Genomic DNA, 17,811 nt, shown 5'->3' with positions numbered 1-17,811 from the left:
CGTCGCTGATTAGTTCTTAGTTCCAGGGATAAGTTCGAGAATCTCCTTGATAGGCATGCAGTACTCAGCAACAGCCTCCTTCGAACGAGAGTGCATAAGGATAGACTTGGCGCAGTTCATCATTGCAGGATAAGAAGCACGAAGCATATGGTTAGCATAGATTACTACATTGATACCCCAAGATGCGAGTTCCTCCTCGGTAAACTGGTTGTAAGTGGTAGGTACTACTACAATAGGTACATCGGCATACTTAGTACGGAACTGGTGACAAAACTCTTTGATGTCCTCACCAGTTTTCTCTTTCGAGTGAATCATGATGCCGTCAACACCAGCCTCAACATAGGCAAAGCAACGCTTGATAGCATCAGAAATAGGCTTGCCAGCGATGAGCGACTCACAACGAGCAATGATCATAAAGTCATCGGTGATCTGAGCGTTCTTACCAGCCTTGATCTTAGCACAAAAGCTTTCGATGGTATCCTGAGTTTGGACGGCATCTGTACCGAAGAGCGAATTCTGCTTCAGACCCACTTTATCCTCGATGATAACTGCCGATACACCAAGACGCTCAAGAGTACGTACGGTAAATACGAAGTGCTCGAGTTTGCCTCCGGTATCACCATCATAGATGAAAGGCTTGGTAGTTACCTCAAGAGCATCGTTCAGACCGTGGAGACGAGTAGTCAAATCAACAGCCTCGATATCAGGCTTTCCCTTAGAAGTAGAATCAGTGAGCGAAGAAGCCCACATACCATCAAACTCACGCCTTACGTTATTCACCTCTACGCAAGTATTCTCAGCGATCAGACCTGTAAGTCCAGAGTGCGACTCAAGTATGCGTACAACAGGTTTAGCAGCAATGAGACGGCGGAGACGTTTCATACGAACCTCAGGAGTAGTACCGATTTCCTTCAGACGCTGGTTAAGCATAGAGCTGGAGATACCTTGGGTGTAAGGAATGTCGATTACCTTACCACCCCACTGCGAGATGCAGTCTATAACGCGCTGGCGAGTTTTCTGCTGAACCCCCTGTTTCCAATCATCACCATGGAGTACGTAATCAGGACGTACCTTTTCAAGGTTAGGAACGTAATCAAGAGTAGTTTGAGGTATTACCTCATCAACACCCTTGAGATTAGCAACGATCTCACTTCTCTGCTCGTAAGTGAGGTAAGGCAGACGTTTATAGCTAGCGATAGCCTCATCAGTAAGGATACCTACCACCACACGACCAAGTTTCATTGCCTCGTGAATGATGTTCAAATGACCTGTATGAATGATGTCAGCAGACATACCAACATAGACTGTTTTTTTGTTGTCCATAATATTTGTTATTGTAAGTACTCTATTTAGGACACACCCCTTAATTAAGGCACTTTGAAGTGTCCTAATTAATGGGTATGTTAAATAATAAGTTTTGAAATTAACATTGCCTCATTGCCAAAGTGATTTAGTTGTTACTATTGAATTACACCTCATAACGGTCAGTGTCTTTGTCTGCGAGCACATCGGCTATGCGGCGGCAAGCTTGACCATCGCCATAGGGGTTGACAGAATGTGACATCTGTTTGTAGGCAGTTGCATCATCAAGGAGGGTGCTGACCTCACCCACGATCTTATCATAATCGGTGCCGACAAGGTGAACGGTACCCGAAGCAAGAGCCTCGGGACGTTCGGTGGTGTCACGCATAACAAGAACAGGTTTACCAAGCCCCGGGGCTTCTTCCTGAATTCCACCCGAGTCGGTAAGTACAATAGTAGCTTTAGCCATTAGATGTACGAACTCGAGATACTGCAAGGGCTCAATGAAGAAGAAGTTAGGACGGGTGAGATCTTCACCAAACACCTCGTGAATTGGCTTACGCACATTTGGGTTGAGGTGCATTGGATATACAAAGTCTACCTCTGGATACTTCTCACTGAGGTCCTTCATGGCGGTGACCATGCGGATGAAGCCGTCGCCGAAATTCTCACGTCGATGGCCGGTGATGAGGACGAGTTTCTTACTGCCATCAAGGCGGGTGACGTCATAACCGGTATTAAGCAGTACTTGGTTCTGCTCCTGAGCAAGAACGGCATCGGTGTTGAGTTTGTCAACGACCATGTGGAGGGCATCGATCACGGTATTGCCGGTGACATAGATATTGCCGTGGACTTTCTCCTCCTGCAGATTCTTCTCGGAGAGTGGGGTCGGCGAGAAGTTATAGGTGGCAATGCGTCCGGTGATTTGACGATTCATCTCCTCGGGCCACGGGCTGTAGATATTGTGCGTACGGAGACCAGCCTCAACGTGCCCCACAGGAATCTGTGCATAAAAAGCGGCCAAGGCTGCGACGGTGGAGGTAGTAGTATCGCCATGAACGAGGACTACATCGGGGCGGCATTCTTTGAACACGTCGCACATACCAGTGAGAATGCGTGAGGTGATGTCGGTGAGATTCTGACCTTGCTTCATGATGTTGAGGTCGTAATCGGGACGAACGTCAAAAATGGTGAGTACTTGGTCAAGCATTTCGCGATGCTGACCGGTGACGCACACGACGGTTTCAAACTCGGTACGGCGCTTCTGGAATTCCTTGACCAAGGGACACATCTTGATAGCTTCCGGTCGGGTTCCGAAGACCAGCATAATTTTCTTTGCCATATTAATAAGCAGTATTATCTAGTACTATTAGTGTTGGGGGTATTCAGTAAAAATTCAATTATGAGTATACTCCAATAATTTTTAATCTCTGCGGAAAACGTCGCGTGTGTATACTTTATCCTCTATATCTTTGAGGCAATCGTCAAAGCGGTTGGCGATGATTACATTCGACTGAGATTTGAACCGGGCGAGATTGTTGACTACCTTGCTTCCGAAAAAGAATTCGCCATCGGAAAGGGTGGGTTCGTAAATGATAATATTAGCACCTTTGGCTTTCACACGTTTCATGATGCCTTGAATAGCACTCTGACGGAAATTGTCTGAATTCGACTTCATGGTAAGGCGGAAGATACCGATGGTAACAGGTTCCTTCGAACCGTCGTACTGGTTGTTCTCGCTATAACTATACCAACCTGCCTTGCGGAGTACGGCATCAGCAATGTAGTCCTTACGGGTTCTGTTACTCTCCACGATAGCGGACATCATATTCTGAGGCACGTCTTGATAGTTAGCAAGGAGTTGTTTGGCGTCCTTTGGCAGACAGTAACCGCCATATCCGAAACTGGGGTTGTTGTAGTGTGTACCGATGCGTGGGTCAAGACCGATACCGTTAATGATGGCGGCAGAATCAAGACCTTTAACCTCGCTATAAGTGTCCAACTCATTGAAGTAGGATACACGAAGGGCAAGGTAAGTGTTGGCAAAGAGTTTCACAGCTTCCGCTTCTTTCAAACCCATATAGAGTACAGGAATATTCTTGGTGCCCCTGTATTGCTCCATAATAGGATTCTCGGCAGAAGGACCTTCTGCACTTTCCACAAGAAGTTGGGCAAATGTCTTGGCAGCCTCCTTCATGTGGTTGCCTTGAATCTGACGGATGGCTTCATTCTCCTCTTCCCATTCTGCTCCCATCATCTTGGGATAGCCTACAATGATGCGGCTTGGATGGAGATTATCGTAAAGAGCCTTACTCTCACGCAGGAACTCGGGAGAGAAAAGAAGTCGAAACTCACGACGTTTACCGCCCGCTAATGGTTCCATCTGTGCAAACGTCCGTGCGTATTTCACATACAATGAACGGCAATAACCCACAGGGATAGTTGACTTGATAACCATGGTTGCCTCAGGATTCACACTCAGTACAAGGTCGATGACATCCTCGATGTGGTGGGTATCGAAGAAGTTTTTCACAGGGTCATAGTTAGTGGGGGCGGCAATAACCACAAAATCGGCATCTTTATATGCTGCAGCACCATCAAGCGTAGCAGTAAGGTTCAGTTGTTTCTCTGCAAAGAACTTCTCAATATACTCGTCTTGAATAGGACTGATACGATGATTAATCTTCTCAACCTTCTCTGGAATTACATCTACAGCGACTACTTCATGGTGTTGCGAAAGCAATGCAGCCATGCTTAGACCAACATAACCAGTACCGGCTACGGCAATTTTTAATTCTTGGTATTCTCTCATCTTTGTAAGCACTCTATTACTTCTACCTTGCTTATTCTTAATAAAGTAGAAGATTAAAACTTCTTAAATTGATATGATTTTATTTCAGCATTTGTAAGCATTCTATTTGGACCATCCATTAGCATCCAACTTTAGCGTCACCCCAAGGAAAGCCGCTACAAGGCGGTTGCCTAATAAATAACGTCAAAAAGGACATTGGCTTTTAAGATTTATTAGAAGTTCTTGAAATAATCCAATACTGATACACACTGCATCTTACAGGTTGAGATTTTTGAGCACTAACTTTGTAAATATTTACATCTATTTTTATCAAAATTTGCTTACTAATCATAGGGTCTTGTGACACCCTGCCACCACTCTTGCGTAACTTTTCTTTCACGCCTACGCGCGCAGGAAGGAAAAAACATCTGAAACAAACAAACTCAGAACGTGTGTATTTCTGCACGTGCGCATAAAGGAAAAGTTGCGCAACTAAGGTGGCAGGGTGTCAAACGGCACTACCTGTTACAATAATCCAGCCGGAGACGTTCGCACAATTCCTTCAGTACAATCAGTAACGTCTCATCATCTTGCCGGAACTGGAGTTCGTCTATGTAGCAACGGATTACGGCATAGTACAGATAGAAGTCTGAATTGAAGCCCTTTTTAAGTTTACATAAGTTTTACTGCTCATACCGGTGCAGCGGCACACTGCGCGATCGGTCAGACGGACGCCGCATACCTCTATCGTTTCCTGCAACAAGACCAGGAAATCCCCCAATTCGGCATTGGGACCAAATTTACTCTTCATTGTCATTTCAAATTTAAACAGTTTTAATATTCGCGCGTAACAGCTCATGCCAATGAAGTTAAATTCATTTAAATATCCATGATTTGTTTTCCTTGTATAGAGGGAAAACAAGCAATTATAAAATGCGGGAAATTATCCCCAACTTTGCGGTATGTTTATAACGAAATATCACAAAAAACACTCAATAATGGAAAATCACTCAACAAGATCTGTCAGTCCAACATTCTGCATTGCAATTCTAAAGAGCCTCTTTACGATGCTAAAGTGCCACTCTACAACGCCAAAGTGCCACTCTACGAAAGCTCTATTCTTTCATTTCTTCCCACGGATAGGGATTATCCACTACATTCTGAAATTCATCGATGGCTTCCCGCTGCTCGGTGGTGAGCGATGCGGCATCCCAAGATGCAATAATCGCACGGGCAACATCCGCCAAAGGCTCATCGTAAACCTCACCATAGCAAGCCGTAAGTAAACGGAGTTTCAGCAACGAAGCGGGAAGAGCTTCAAGAATATCCCAACAGCGGTTCAAAATCTCCTGAATATGTTCCTGCTTTTCACCGTGGTCGATAAATGAAGCATTATAACCCATCAGAAGAGCAAGGCAGACATTAGCCTGTTCTTCGACGGTGGAACCTTTGGCAACGGAATGATACAAAGCTGTAGTCAGGCGGTAAACCTCACCGTTACGACGGGAAAGGTCATCGCTGTAGACGGGACTTCCGTCCATACCCAAATACATCAGGTCGTGCGCGGCACGCTGAAGGGCAAGAGTTTCTTCAGAAAGAGACATAATGAATTATAAATTATGAGTTATGAATTGACAACTGTAAAATTATCTACTATCAACTATTTGATGACTTCTATCAGTTCAGGGTGGATGGTAGCCATGGCAACGGCAATGACACCCTGAATCTCGATGACAACACGGCGGTCGCGCGCTCCTTTCACCTTCAGAAAGACACCCTCCTGACCTTCAAAGTCACCGCCGGTGATGCGAACCCTGGCACCTTTGGATAAATTCAACTCTTCAGGTTGGAAGTACAGGAGCTGGTCACTATAGCTACCGGCTACAGCGATGAAACGCCGCATCTCATTATCCGGGATGATGATTTTCTGACCGCTGCGGGTATCGGTGATATATTGCAAATAAGTGACTTTAGACTTTACACGTTTCAAATCAGAAGGACAGGCATGGACAAAAATCAGGTTGTGTATGACAGGAACCAGAATACGAACCTTCTTACCTTTCTTCACCGTTACCTTATACTGCATGGGGACGAAACAGTCCAGATTCTCCTTCTCAAGCAAGCGTACGGCATCAGGCTCTCTGCGGTAGGTGGCACGCATGGCATACCATAATTCGGTCTCTTTCTCTGTTTCCATTTATATGCCTGTTTCAGAAAAGGGCGTTCTCCCGGGGCTTTGAAACCCTTGCATATGCTTGAATTCCAATCAATTGCAGACACTCTATGTAGAATACGGCAAGTATTGTGTCCCTCTTACCTGTGGATTTTTTGTAGTTGTACATTAGTGACGGGTAAACTACTGTAAACAAACGGATTATAACACAAAAACTGTTTTTTAGACGTTCGTTTAAAAAACGTCAAAATTTCAGAAAGACATAGGGAAAGGAATACCTAAAAAATAGCAAAAAATAAAGATGAACAAGGAGTTAGTCAATAGATTGATAAACAATGTATTACTTATAGATTTTATGATTCATAAGAATATTTTTATTGAACATTTTGCTCATTTCAAAAACAACACGTATCTTTGCGCACATTAAACGAACGTTTAAAAAACACTTCTATTTTCAGCGCATATTCCCCTATATCACAACACATTACAAGGTTTTTTTTCGATAATATATTTTTCATTTTGTGCGTAGTTCGCCAGCAATGCACGCTCTTTTTTCATAAGGCGGGAATTCAAGTCAGCCGGTTTCGGCACCCGTGAAGGAAAAGAAGAAAACGGGAAGTTAACATCGTTACCGGAATGAAGTTAACTAAGTAAATGCTATCAAGTTAACTTAATAGATAGTAAGAAGTTAACTAATTACATACAGCTAAGTTAACTTCATTCCGGTAATAGTATAAGGTAATTGAATATGCTTAAAAAATGAAATTATCACAAGAAAAAACTATTTTTGCAAGAAAATAAAAAAATTCACATGAAAACGACTTTACTCGTTGTAGGACGAACCGTAGAACAGCACTTCATCACAGCCATCAATGACTATATACAACGCACGCGGCGCTATCTCTCATTTGATATGGAAGTTATCCCGGAGCTGAAAAACACCAAAAGCCTTTCCATGGAAATACAAAAAGAAAAAGAGGGAGAACTCATTCTAAAAGCTCTCCAACCGGGAGATGTAGTGGTATTGCTGGATGAAGGTGGAAAAGAAATGCGCTCCATAGAGTTTGCAGACTATATGAAGCGCAAAATGAACACCGTAAACAAACGGCTGGTTTTTATTATTGGAGGGCCTTACGGATTCTCTCCCAAAGTTTATGAAGCGGCACACGAGAAACTGTCTCTTTCGCGTATGACTTTTTCACATCAGATGATAAGACTTATCTTCGTGGAGCAGTTATACCGTGCCATGACGATATTAAACGGCGGACCGTACCACCACGAATAAACCGAGAAGTCTCTCTAAACAATCTCCTGCAACAGAACCGGAATTTCGGGAGTACTGTTTTTTATAACTGTAATACGGTGCTTCCCCTCCGGCGTTAGGGCAAAGTGCATCTGACGCTTATCCGTTTTTCCTACCAAGCGGGTTATCAGCTTCTTCTCCTCTACCGAACGAATAACTTTAGAAGCATTGGAAGCTGACAGTCCGAGTGTTTCCGCTATCTCGCTGGAAGTGAGTTTGGGAGTATTGAGCAGGGTACACAACAGCATACCCTCATTCAACGACAAGTCAAACTCTTGCATAAATTTTACTTCAAACTCGGCTATTGCCCGGTAAATATCACGGATTCTACATAAAGTTTCCATTATTCCTGTTATATAAATAAATTCACATTCGCTTTGTCCGCACGCTCCATATAAGTTGCCACACCACCTATGGTAACCTCGTCCAGCAATTCTTCGCGCTGAATTCCCATCATATCCATAGACATCTGACAAGCAATAAACTCGACACCTTGTGCTAATGCCTGAGAACGTAACGATTCCAAAGAATCTATACCTTTCCGTTTCATAAGAAAACGCATCATCCGGCTACCCAACCCCATCATATTCATCTTAGACAGTTTCAATTTCAATGAGCTGGACGGAAGCATCATACCGAACATCTTTCCGAAAACATCTTTCTCCGTCCGGGGCTTCTGCATTTTTTTCAATACATTCAATCCCCAAAAGGTAAAGAATATCGACACTTTCTGTCCGGTTGCCGCCGCACCGTTAGCGAGTACAAAAGTAGCTAAAGCCTTGTCTAAATCATCACTAAAAAGAATTAAAGTTTTTCCCCTTCCACCTGCTGCCGGAAGAGACGATGGACAAGCACAAGCCTCATCACCTTTCTCAAGCAACACTGTGTAACGCCCCTTTTCTTCTTTTTTCTCTATCAGCTTATTGCCCGTAGTAGCACACCAGGCAGAAGCGTCGCGTGCGAAACCCGCATCGGTCGCTACTATTTCCACCCGCTCACCCGGGGCAATGCTATCCATAGCTTTTTTTACTTGCATGATAGGTCCGGGACATTGTAATCCGCAAGCATTAACTTTCAAAGGCTCTTTTGTCACGCAATTCTGCATTGATTGAGACGAGACAGAAGCCGTAGACAGTGCTTCCGAGAATACTTCAGGGGTTGGAACTGGAGCCACCGCCGTTGAATAGGTTTTGTATCCACCTATCAAGTTAGCCGTATTACGATAACCGTGTCCTATCAGAATACGTTGCGCCAAATAGCCACGCAAGCCTACTGCACAAAAAAGTACAACGGGTTTATCCAGCGGTATTCTGGATAACTGATTACGCATCTCATCCAGTGGAATATTGACGGCTCCCGGAATAGTGCCAAATGAGAACTCCTCAGGTGTACGGGTATCTATCAGCATCACTTCACCTTTCTTTTCAGCCAGCTCACGCCATGAGATAACCGGCATTGCACCACTGATAATATTGGAAGCCACATATCCGGCTATGGCAATCGGATCCTTTGCCGATGAGAAAGGAGGTGCATAGGCATGTTCTGTCTCCATTAAATCATAAACAGTTCCTCCATGTTTAATTAATCCCGCTATCTGGTCAATGCGTTTATCTACTCCCTCATAACCTACACATTGCGCTCCATAAAGTTTTCCGGTTTTCGGATGAAAGGTCAGCTTCAGGGTCAAAGGCAGTGCATCGGGATAATAACCGGCATGAGAAGCGGAATGGGTCACCGAACTTTGATACTCCATTCCCCATTGTTTCAAACGCTTTGCAGCAAGCCCTGTAGAAGCCACTGTCATATCAAATACTTTGGCTATGGACGTACCGATAGCGCCTTCATAAGATGTGGTATTACCCAATGCCATATTGTCGGCAACAATACGTCCCTGACGATTGGCCGGATTAGCCAGATAGTTGAGCCACGGCTTTCCGGTCAGCGGATGAGGATACTCGATGGCATCACCCACAGCATAGATATCTTTAACAGAAGTTTCCAAGTGCTCATCTACCCAGATACCACCCATTTCACCCAACTTCAAACCTGCCTGTTGTGCCAATACAGTTGCCGGGCGCACACCGATAGAAAGTAATACCATGTCGGCAGGAATCGTTTTTCCGCTTTTCAGAAAAACAGTAATGCCTTGTTCTGTGCGCTGAAAATGTGTAACGCCTTCTTCCAAGTAAAGAGAAACTCCTTTTTGAATTAAATGCTGATGGATATACGCAGCCATGGAGAAGTCAATAGGAGCCATAACCTGATTACCCATTTCTACAACAGAAACCGCAATACCTGCATGATGAAGATTTTCCGCCATTTCAAGTCCGATAAAACCGGCTCCCACAACTACTGCACGTTTCACTCTTTTATCTGTGATATAAGCTTTGATTCGGTCAGTATCTTCCACATTGCGAAGCGTAAAGATACCTTCAGAATTAATTCCTTCCAAAGGAGGCTTTACGGGGTTAGCTCCCGGAGAAAGCAGAAGCTTATCATAAGTTTCTTCATATTCCTTTCCGTCAACTTTACGGATAGTCAGTGCTTTGCTTTCCGGATTAATAGCAATGACTTCATTCTCCACCCGCACATCAATGCGAAAGCGTTGACCGAAAGATTCGGGAGTCTGAACCAATAACTTCTCACGTTCAGCAATAACACCACCTATATAATAAGGCAATCCGCAATTGGCATACGAAATGTATTGCCCCTTTTCCAATAAAATGATTTCAGCTTGTTCGTCTACTCTTCTTAACCGGGCAGCAGCTGTGGCTCCACCTGCAACGCCACCAATAATTACATATTTCATACTTCTTTCTTTTAGTTCGATACTGCAAAGTAAGCAATAATTTCCAATACAAAATAGTTTCCGTAGGAAAATAATGTTAAATAGCCAAATTTTAAAGGAATAAAAGTGTTATACACAAACAAACGCAGTCTCCTATTCCTATATTGAAAGATACAAAAAAACACCTTTCTCTTTTTACAATATATGAGAGAAAGGCGTTATAATAATAATCTTTCAGGAGTTTGTGTACGATTACAGAAGTATATTACCACCCTATCTTATCAAGACCGGCAGCAGTATACCATGCAGTAGAACGATATGCAGCAGCTGCAGCAGAGGTAGTAGGGTATGGTATATAATGAGAGACGCCACAGGTAGTTTCCAACGGAAGCGGAAACATAGATTGTATAACACCTGAAAAGTTCTTCGGTGTTGATTTCCAATAAACGATAGCATCATCAGCTGCAGAAGTCCATGCACTTACATTGGCGGACAATTGTTGCATCAGCTGTTTCATATCATAATACCCTATATAATACGGACTGTATTTACTACGCTTATCATAATTAAATAAATCACTGTTTAAAAGTATATCCCACTCCACTTCGGTGAGAGTTTGTTTTGTTATGGATGCCAGATTTTCCAATGCGGCACAATTTATAACGGAAACAGAAGCACCACCAGTCCAATTATCATTACTGGTAGAATAGCCCGTGTATTTAGCTTCGTAAGGCTCATAATACGCTTTACCAACCTTTACTCCCACATTCTCTGAAGCGAACATAGCCGGTACAACTTTATCATAAGAAGCACCCGGTCCCGGTATTTCCGTCGGTGAACCGATAATATAACTAACATTATTACGCAGTTCATATGCCACTTCTATAGACTGTCCGAAACAAGCATCAAATAAGATAAAATCCAAATGACACCCTACTGCTTCAAATACAGAAACCATATCAGTTATATTCAAATAGTGCCCACCGTCTTGACCTATCCAACGCGTAGAAGCATTCTTTACAATCGGCAAAGGACTGGGTATCCATCCTTCTCCATGTGACCAAACAACCAACCCATAACTCTCTGCCGGATACTCTGTAAACGCACGCTTCATAACTTCCTGCATAACAGAAGGATCTGTCGATACTTGCTCCTTATATTCCCTTATAATTTCTTTTGTCACATTTCCTCTTTTATCTTTTGACAAACGATAGAGCGTAGGAAAACTATAAGATTGAGAATTCTCACTACTCGCATCATCCACATATACTAAAAGATTATATAACGATGCATCAACCGTCGACATACCTTTCATCATCTCATCAATATCAGATGATGCAAAACCAGACAAGCTATTATCTGCCATTATATACGCCAATACTGTCCGTGTAACTTTTTCCGCAGGTACAGGGTCATCATCTTGATTACAAGCTGTAAACAAAATGAGAAAAGATATACACAGCAAGGTATAGAACTTCAGTCTCATAATCATTGGTATAATTCCGGATTCAACAATTACTCTTCCGGCTTTTTAAAACTGAACTTACCCGATTCAATAGCTTGCAGCACCATTGTGCCCTTCTTATATTTCGCTTTTACTTTCACAGCTTCCTTTTCCAGTTTTTTCTTACTCTCACTGAAATAAACCATACATGTATAATCAGGCTTCTTCAAATCGTATTCCAAATAATTCTTCAACTGATAACTGTATAAATCACGTTTGGGCAGAAAACCATTCTTATCCAAAGCTGTACTATCCAAAACTTGAATCTCCGTACAATATACTATTGAGTCATTGAAAGACGCCGCTATACCAAAAGCATAAACAGGCTTATGACTTTTCATTGTAAATGCCGTACAGAGAGTAAATACGAACATTACTGCAAATACTATTTTTACGTACTTCATAACTTCTATATATTTATTTAATGTGGGCAAAGATAATAAAAAAACCGGCTATCCACATTGGACAAACCGGTTTTCTTAATTTCTTTTATTTGTCAGAAACTGATATTCTTATTTATCCCAAATAAGATTTGAGCAATTTACTACGATTACTTTGTCTTAATCTTCTGATTGCTTTTTCCTTAATCTGGCGGACGCGCTCACGTGTGAGCCCAAATTTGTCGCCGATTTCCTCTAATGTCATTTCCTGCTGTCCGATACCGAAAAACATCTGTATGATTTCTTTTTCTCTATCGGTTAACGTAGAAAGAGCTCTATCAATTTCCCTCGCAAGAGACTCGTTCACCAAAGAGCGGTCGGCCATAGGAGAGTCATCATTGACCAACACATCGAGCAAGCTGTTGTCTTCTCCTTCAACGAAAGGTGCGTCCACTGAAATATGGCGGCCCGAAACCTTCAACGTATCAGATATTTTATCAACAGGGATTTCCAGTTCATCAGCAAGTTCTTCGGGAGACGGACGACGTTCGTTTTCCTGCTCGAACTTAGAGAAAGCCTTACTGATTTTATTCAGCGAACCCACTTGGTTCAAGGGAAGACGTACAATACGCGACTGTTCTGCCAAAGCCTGCAAAATGGACTGACGTATCCACCATACTGCATAACTGATGAACTTGAAACCACGTGTTTCATCGAACTTCTCGGCAGCCTTAATCAGTCCTAAATTGCCTTCGTTAATCAAGTCGGGCAAACTCAAACCCTGGTTCTGGTACTGTTTGGCTACAGATACAACGAAACGCAGATTGGCACGTGTCAATTTCTCCAATGCAACACGGTCACCCTTGCGGATGCGCTGAGCGAGCTCTACCTCCTCCTCGACTGTAATGAGGTCTTCGCGACCGATTTCCTGCAAATACTTGTCAAGAGAAGCACTCTCTCTGTTAGTGATACTTTTGGTAATTTTTAATTGTCTCATTCTTATAATACAGATTTGGGTTGCAAAGTTACGACAAATTATTTGTTACAAACAAACTTGCCGGAACTTTTTCACCTTATTTATATCTTACCTATATAACAAAATAGGTGTCGACAAATATTTGCCGACACCCTCTTTTTCGTCTTTGTTTGCTAATATTACAATCTTCTTACCTATTTACCTTCTTTTGTTATTCTTGAGTTAAATCAACGGCATACATGGCTCGTTTTCCCGACGGGAACATACCGGTGATGAACAATCCTTGCTCCGGAGATTTTCTTGCCTCTTTCATTGTCTTCTCCAAATCATCCACCGTCTTCATCGGCACGCCATTAGCTTTCAGGATAATGAAACCCTTACGGATACCCGCATCGGCCATCTTACCATTGGTAACGCCGGTAACTTCCAGGCCATAGCCTAAATTCAACTGTTTCTTCAGTTCAGAAGACACAGGCTTGAAGGCTGCGCCCAAAATTTCCATTCCGGCATCTTTTACCACTTTCGTAGTTCCCTGTTCGTTCTTCAGAGTGATTTCAAATTCCTTTTCTTTCTTATCGCGAACAACAGTTACTTTCACCTTATCACCCGGACGATGCTTAGCCAAGATTTCCTGTAAATCCGAGAACTTATGAATCTTCTTGCCGTTCAACGCTACAATCACGTCATTTTCCTTCAATACACCTGCTGCTGAACCGCCTTCAACGACTTCGGCAACGAAAACGCCTTCTTTCACACCAAGTTCATCTGCTTTCTTCTTCAGCTCTTCAGTCCAACGTTCGTCCATCTGCAAGTCTGTGCTCAAGTCGCTACCCTTTATTCCAAGCAATGCGCGTTGCACTGTGCCAAACTGTTTCAAGTCGGCTACCACTTTTGTCATAATACTGGTAGGAATGGCAAAGCCATAACCGGAATAAGCGCCTGTAGGCGAATAAAGCATGGCGTTGATACCAACCAACTCACCTTTGGCATTCACCAGTGCACCTCCACTATTACCTTGATTGATGGCTGCATCTGTCTGGATAAAAGATTGGATGTTTGCAGCTTGTCCGTTAGAAGCGGTAGAACCTATAGAGCGAGCTTTTGCACTGACAATACCGGCTGTAACGGTAGAATTCAAATTGAACGGGTTACCTACTGCCAATACCCATTCACCTACCTTCAACTCATCGGAGTTGCCAACCGGAATAGTCGGGAAATCATCTCCTTCAATCTTAATCAGGGCCAAGTCCGTACTGGGATCGGTACCGATAATACGTCCTTTCAGTTCACGGTCATCATTCAATTTGACAGTAATTTCGTCAGCGCCTTCCACTACGTGATTGTTCGTCACAATATATCCATCTTTGGAAATAATAACTCCGGAACCAAAACCTACGCGTGGCTGGGTTTGTATCTGACGTTGACGTCCACGACCGTCTCCAAAGAAAAAGTCAAAAATATCCGGCTGGTCTTGTACCGTTTGTGTCTTGCTCAACTGTGTAGCACGTATATGTACCACAGCGTGCAGAGAACTCTCTGCAGCTTGTGTCAAATCCACAGGCTGGGCATCTGTTGCATGGAAAGCCGCCAATTGCAGATTATTCGGGTTCTGCTGGAACAACTCGCTAAATGTAGCAGGTTTTTCTTTATTCAGCATTCTATAGGTTGTAACACCAGCTACTCCTGAACTAAGAATTACAATAGCTGCAACTCCAAGGAAGTTTTTTGTTGTCTGTTTCATACTATTTTCTATTCTCTTTAATTGTTAATATTCAAATCTCGTTTAACATTCTGACGTTAAAATAACGACAAAAATCATTCAGTTATTCCGCTTGTCACTCTTTTTTGTTCTCTTTTAACAGTGAATATTTAGGACTTAACAGCGGTTAACGACAAAGACTGACAAATTAGCATTTATGTACGATTGCTATCTGTTAAAAGACTGACAGAGAAGATATATAAGAATGAGGAATGAAAAATGAAGAATGAAGAATTATGGCTGCGCAATGATACCGCAAGGCAAATTCTTCATTTTTCATTCTTCATTTATTAGTAATTCAGGTAGTCAATATCCATATGATAACTCCACTGTGGAAAATACAAGTTTCCACCCTCCCACTCTACTTCACCACGCTGAAAGTCCACGGTTTCACTACGTGGATATTTCTTTTCGGGCACCAACGGCATACCGTAATCACTATTCACAATCATACGCCAAGAGTCAATACCTCCAAAAAAGAAATACTCTTCATCGGCATTACGGGCAAAAGTCGGTATTCCAAATGACTGGTCAACCGGTATCCACCCCACACCCTCAAAGTATATTTCCGCCCAATCGTGCAGATTCCAGGCATACGGATGCATCATAAATCCACTTTGAAAATGCGCAGGAATACCGCTGATACGACATAATGTAATAAATAAAAGGCTGACTTGGCCACAATCACCGTGATGATTATCCAATACATATTCCGGAATATTTTCAATCGTGGAATACTCACGTGCAGATGCCCAAGGGAAATTATCGTTAATCCAACGGAAGATACGTTTTGCCTTTAAATAAGGATTCGTTTCGCCTGCTGTCAATTTGGCAGCCAACGCTCGCAAACGTGGAGAGAAGACAATGTGTTTCTCTCGTTCGGAAGTATATTCTTTATAAAAGGTAGTAGTAGTATCATAAGGCAAAACATCTTCAGCCTGTAAATTGCGCCATTCTCCACAAGATGTATATTCAAATGTTTCAGAGAATACGGTAGGCTCACCTTTCACTGCACGTTTTTCCATATAGAGCGTGCTATGCCGACACTCCTGAGGAGAAAACACACATTCCGGTTCACTGGCAGAAACAAACTTCACATCCAGTTGACGAGCCTGATCTTTACGAGGATAGGGCAACCAACAACGAATTAGTTTTCCGGCAGGCACTGCATTGGTATCTACAGTCAATGTGTAAGTAACACGCATGCGCTTAGGAGCGACAATAGTCTTGCCATCCTTCTTTACAGCGGCAATGATTTCGGGCAAGTTTTCTTTATTCACTTTCTCACTCCCACTCAATGCTGTACCCTCTTTGGCTATTTTTATATTATAACAAGCTGAGTCTACACGGAACAAATTAGGACCGGCATTACGGAAATAGCGTTTTTCACCATCCAAAATCATACACTCCAAAGCATCAGATGCTTCCCATTGCCGCATTTGCTCATCCGTTACATCAGGAATATATTTTCTGATATAGTCTCTAACCTGAGATTCAGTCAGACAAAAATCCGTAAGCAGCCGTTGGTGCAAGTCATCTTCCCAATTATAGGAAGTATTTTCCTGCTTTGTACTACAGGCAGAAGCAATGACAAACAAAAATACGATATATAACAGCTTCTTCATGATGAAAATCTATCGTTGATAATTCATTTAAATTCTTACAACTCCGATACCCGGTAAATCCGGTAATGTAACCTTCCCTTTTACAACTTCCATACCTTTGAAACGGTCATTGGCAATTAGCAAACTACCATCCAAATCGGCAAAGTCCACCGCAGGAGAAAATTGCGAGGCTGCAGAAATAGCACATGAAGTCTCAGTCATACACCCCACCATCACCTTCATACCCAAAGCTCGTGCCAACGTCACCATTTTCCATGCTTCACGCATACCGGTACATTTCATCAGTTTGATATTGATACCGCTAAAAGCATCTTTCAACCCTACTATATCTTTTAAGCGCTGGATGGACTCGTCCGCGAATATCGGCAACGGGCTTTGTCCGGTTACCCAAGCAATATCATCCAGCTGTTCTTTGGGCATGGGTTGTTCTATCATAACAATTCCTTTCTCCTTTAACCAATGAATCATATCAAGTGCATGGTACTTGTCTTTCCAACCCTGATTGGCATCGACAGCAATGGGAAGATCCGTCACAGAGCGAATGGTTTCAATCATTTCCTTATCATTATCACGCCCCAATTTCACTTTCAGTATGTTAAACTGTTCGGCACACTCCTTGGTCTTTTCACGTACCACATCAGCAGTATCAATACCGATGGTAAAGGTGGTAGATGGTGTCTTTTCTTTATCTAACCCCCATATTCTATACCATGGAGCCTGCAACATTTTACCCACCAAATCGTGTAAAGCAATATCCACAGCCGTCTTTGCAGCTGCATCTCCTGCAGAAAGACTATCTATATAGCCAAGAATATCTTCCAACCGGAAAGGATCGGAAAACTGTCCGATAACATCCTGCACCTTCTTCAGGAAAGCCATCACACTATCCATCGTACCCAATTCATGTTGCAAATAAGGAGGCATGGAAGCTTCGCCGTAGCCGATGATACCGTCATACTCCAATTCAACCTGTACATCAGGAGTAGTGGTACGCGAATAAGTAGCTACCGTAAACACATGGCGCAACTTCAATTCATACGGAAAGAAACGCAGTTTCATTTTAGGAGTAGCACCGCTTTTATTGATATTGAACACAGGCATCGCGCCTTCACCGGCCAATACACGATTAATAGCCATACCCGAACCCAAAGCGGCAAAGGCGGCAGTCTTTAAAAAATCCCTTCTGTTCTGCATATTATTAGGGTTTACA

The 17,811-nt window shown here is 42.8% G+C and carries 15 protein-coding genes; 1 reads left to right on the top strand and 14 read right to left on the bottom strand.

The genetic code is table 11. The features are described from left to right. Positions 1-9: 9 nt before the first annotated feature. The 6 genes from aepX to DW121_RS11985 all read right to left on the bottom strand — a co-directional run bounded on the left by aepX (position 10) and on the right by DW121_RS11985 (position 6,290). Positions 10-1,323: a phosphoenolpyruvate mutase gene (gene aepX / locus DW121_RS12010; protein WP_117712302.1), complete on the bottom strand. Its 1,314-nt coding sequence runs from the start codon at positions 1,321-1,323 to the stop codon at positions 10-12. 145 nt (positions 1,324-1,468) lie between these two features. After that, positions 1,469-2,644, bottom strand: coding sequence for a non-hydrolyzing UDP-N-acetylglucosamine 2-epimerase (wecB, locus tag DW121_RS12005; protein ID WP_117712300.1), 1,176 nt, complete (start codon positions 2,642-2,644; stop codon positions 1,469-1,471). 81 nt (positions 2,645-2,725) lie between these two features. Then, positions 2,726-4,114, bottom strand: coding sequence for a UDP binding domain-containing protein (locus DW121_RS12000; protein WP_118323964.1), 1,389 nt, complete (start codon positions 4,112-4,114; stop codon positions 2,726-2,728). A gap of 604 nt (positions 4,115-4,718) precedes the next feature. Further along, the gene (locus DW121_RS11995; protein ID WP_118323889.1) at positions 4,719-4,904 is read right to left on the bottom strand and encodes a hypothetical protein; all 186 of its coding nucleotides are present in this window, start codon (positions 4,902-4,904) and stop codon (positions 4,719-4,721) included. A 304-nt stretch (positions 4,905-5,208) separates the two neighbouring features. Continuing rightward, positions 5,209-5,697, bottom strand: coding sequence for a UpxZ family transcription anti-terminator antagonist (locus tag DW121_RS11990; RefSeq protein WP_118323888.1), 489 nt, complete (start codon positions 5,695-5,697; stop codon positions 5,209-5,211). A 56-nt stretch (positions 5,698-5,753) separates the two neighbouring features. After that, positions 5,754-6,290, bottom strand: coding sequence for a UpxY family transcription antiterminator (locus DW121_RS11985; RefSeq protein WP_118323887.1), 537 nt, complete (start codon positions 6,288-6,290; stop codon positions 5,754-5,756). A gap of 787 nt (positions 6,291-7,077) precedes the next feature. Here DW121_RS11985 and rlmH point away from each other — a divergent pair. Beyond that, the gene (gene rlmH, locus DW121_RS11980) at positions 7,078-7,551 is read left to right on the top strand and encodes a 23S rRNA (pseudouridine(1915)-N(3))-methyltransferase RlmH (RefSeq protein WP_117713006.1); all 474 of its coding nucleotides are present in this window, start codon (positions 7,078-7,080) and stop codon (positions 7,549-7,551) included. A 14-nt stretch (positions 7,552-7,565) separates the two neighbouring features. Here the strand turns inward: rlmH and DW121_RS11975 are convergent, their stop codons facing one another. The 8 genes from DW121_RS11975 to DW121_RS11940 all read right to left on the bottom strand — a co-directional run bounded on the left by DW121_RS11975 (position 7,566) and on the right by DW121_RS11940 (position 17,795). Then, positions 7,566-7,913 (bottom strand): MarR family winged helix-turn-helix transcriptional regulator, encoded by a 348-nt coding sequence (locus tag DW121_RS11975; protein ID WP_118323886.1) that lies wholly within the window; start codon positions 7,911-7,913, stop codon positions 7,566-7,568. Between the two features lie 8 nt (positions 7,914-7,921). Next, positions 7,922-10,378 carry an FAD-dependent oxidoreductase gene (locus DW121_RS11970; protein WP_118323885.1) on the bottom strand — a complete coding sequence of 819 codons (2,457 nt, stop codon included), beginning with the start codon at positions 10,376-10,378 and terminating at the stop codon, positions 7,922-7,924. A 244-nt stretch (positions 10,379-10,622) separates the two neighbouring features. After that, positions 10,623-11,843 (bottom strand): clostripain-related cysteine peptidase, encoded by a 1,221-nt coding sequence (locus DW121_RS11965; protein WP_117713068.1) that lies wholly within the window; start codon positions 11,841-11,843, stop codon positions 10,623-10,625. A gap of 29 nt (positions 11,844-11,872) precedes the next feature. Continuing rightward, positions 11,873-12,265, bottom strand: a complete 393-nt coding sequence (locus DW121_RS11960; protein WP_117713009.1) for a hypothetical protein — start codon at positions 12,263-12,265, stop codon at positions 11,873-11,875. A gap of 112 nt (positions 12,266-12,377) precedes the next feature. After that, positions 12,378-13,238: an RNA polymerase sigma factor RpoD/SigA gene (locus DW121_RS11955; RefSeq protein WP_002561589.1), complete on the bottom strand. Its 861-nt coding sequence runs from the start codon at positions 13,236-13,238 to the stop codon at positions 12,378-12,380. 190 nt (positions 13,239-13,428) lie between these two features. Beyond that, on the bottom strand, positions 13,429-14,958 hold the full coding sequence (locus DW121_RS11950; RefSeq protein ID WP_118323884.1) for a Do family serine endopeptidase: 1,530 nt from the start codon (positions 14,956-14,958) through the stop codon (positions 13,429-13,431). A gap of 308 nt (positions 14,959-15,266) precedes the next feature. Next, entirely contained in the window at positions 15,267-16,601 is a 1,335-nt protein-coding gene (locus DW121_RS11945) for a transglutaminase-like domain-containing protein (protein WP_118323883.1), read from the bottom strand. A 27-nt stretch (positions 16,602-16,628) separates the two neighbouring features. Beyond that, positions 16,629-17,795 carry a dipeptide epimerase gene (locus tag DW121_RS11940; protein WP_117713011.1) on the bottom strand — a complete coding sequence of 389 codons (1,167 nt, stop codon included), beginning with the start codon at positions 17,793-17,795 and terminating at the stop codon, positions 16,629-16,631. Positions 17,796-17,811 lie beyond the last annotated feature (16 nt).

This window comes from Bacteroides sp. AM10-21B (assembly GCF_003472565.1).
GTDB classification, from domain to species: Bacteria; Bacteroidota; Bacteroidia; order Bacteroidales; family Bacteroidaceae; genus Bacteroides; species Bacteroides propionicigenes.
Note: the sequence above shows the minus strand (reverse complement) of the source record. Positions and strands in the feature narration are given on the sequence as shown.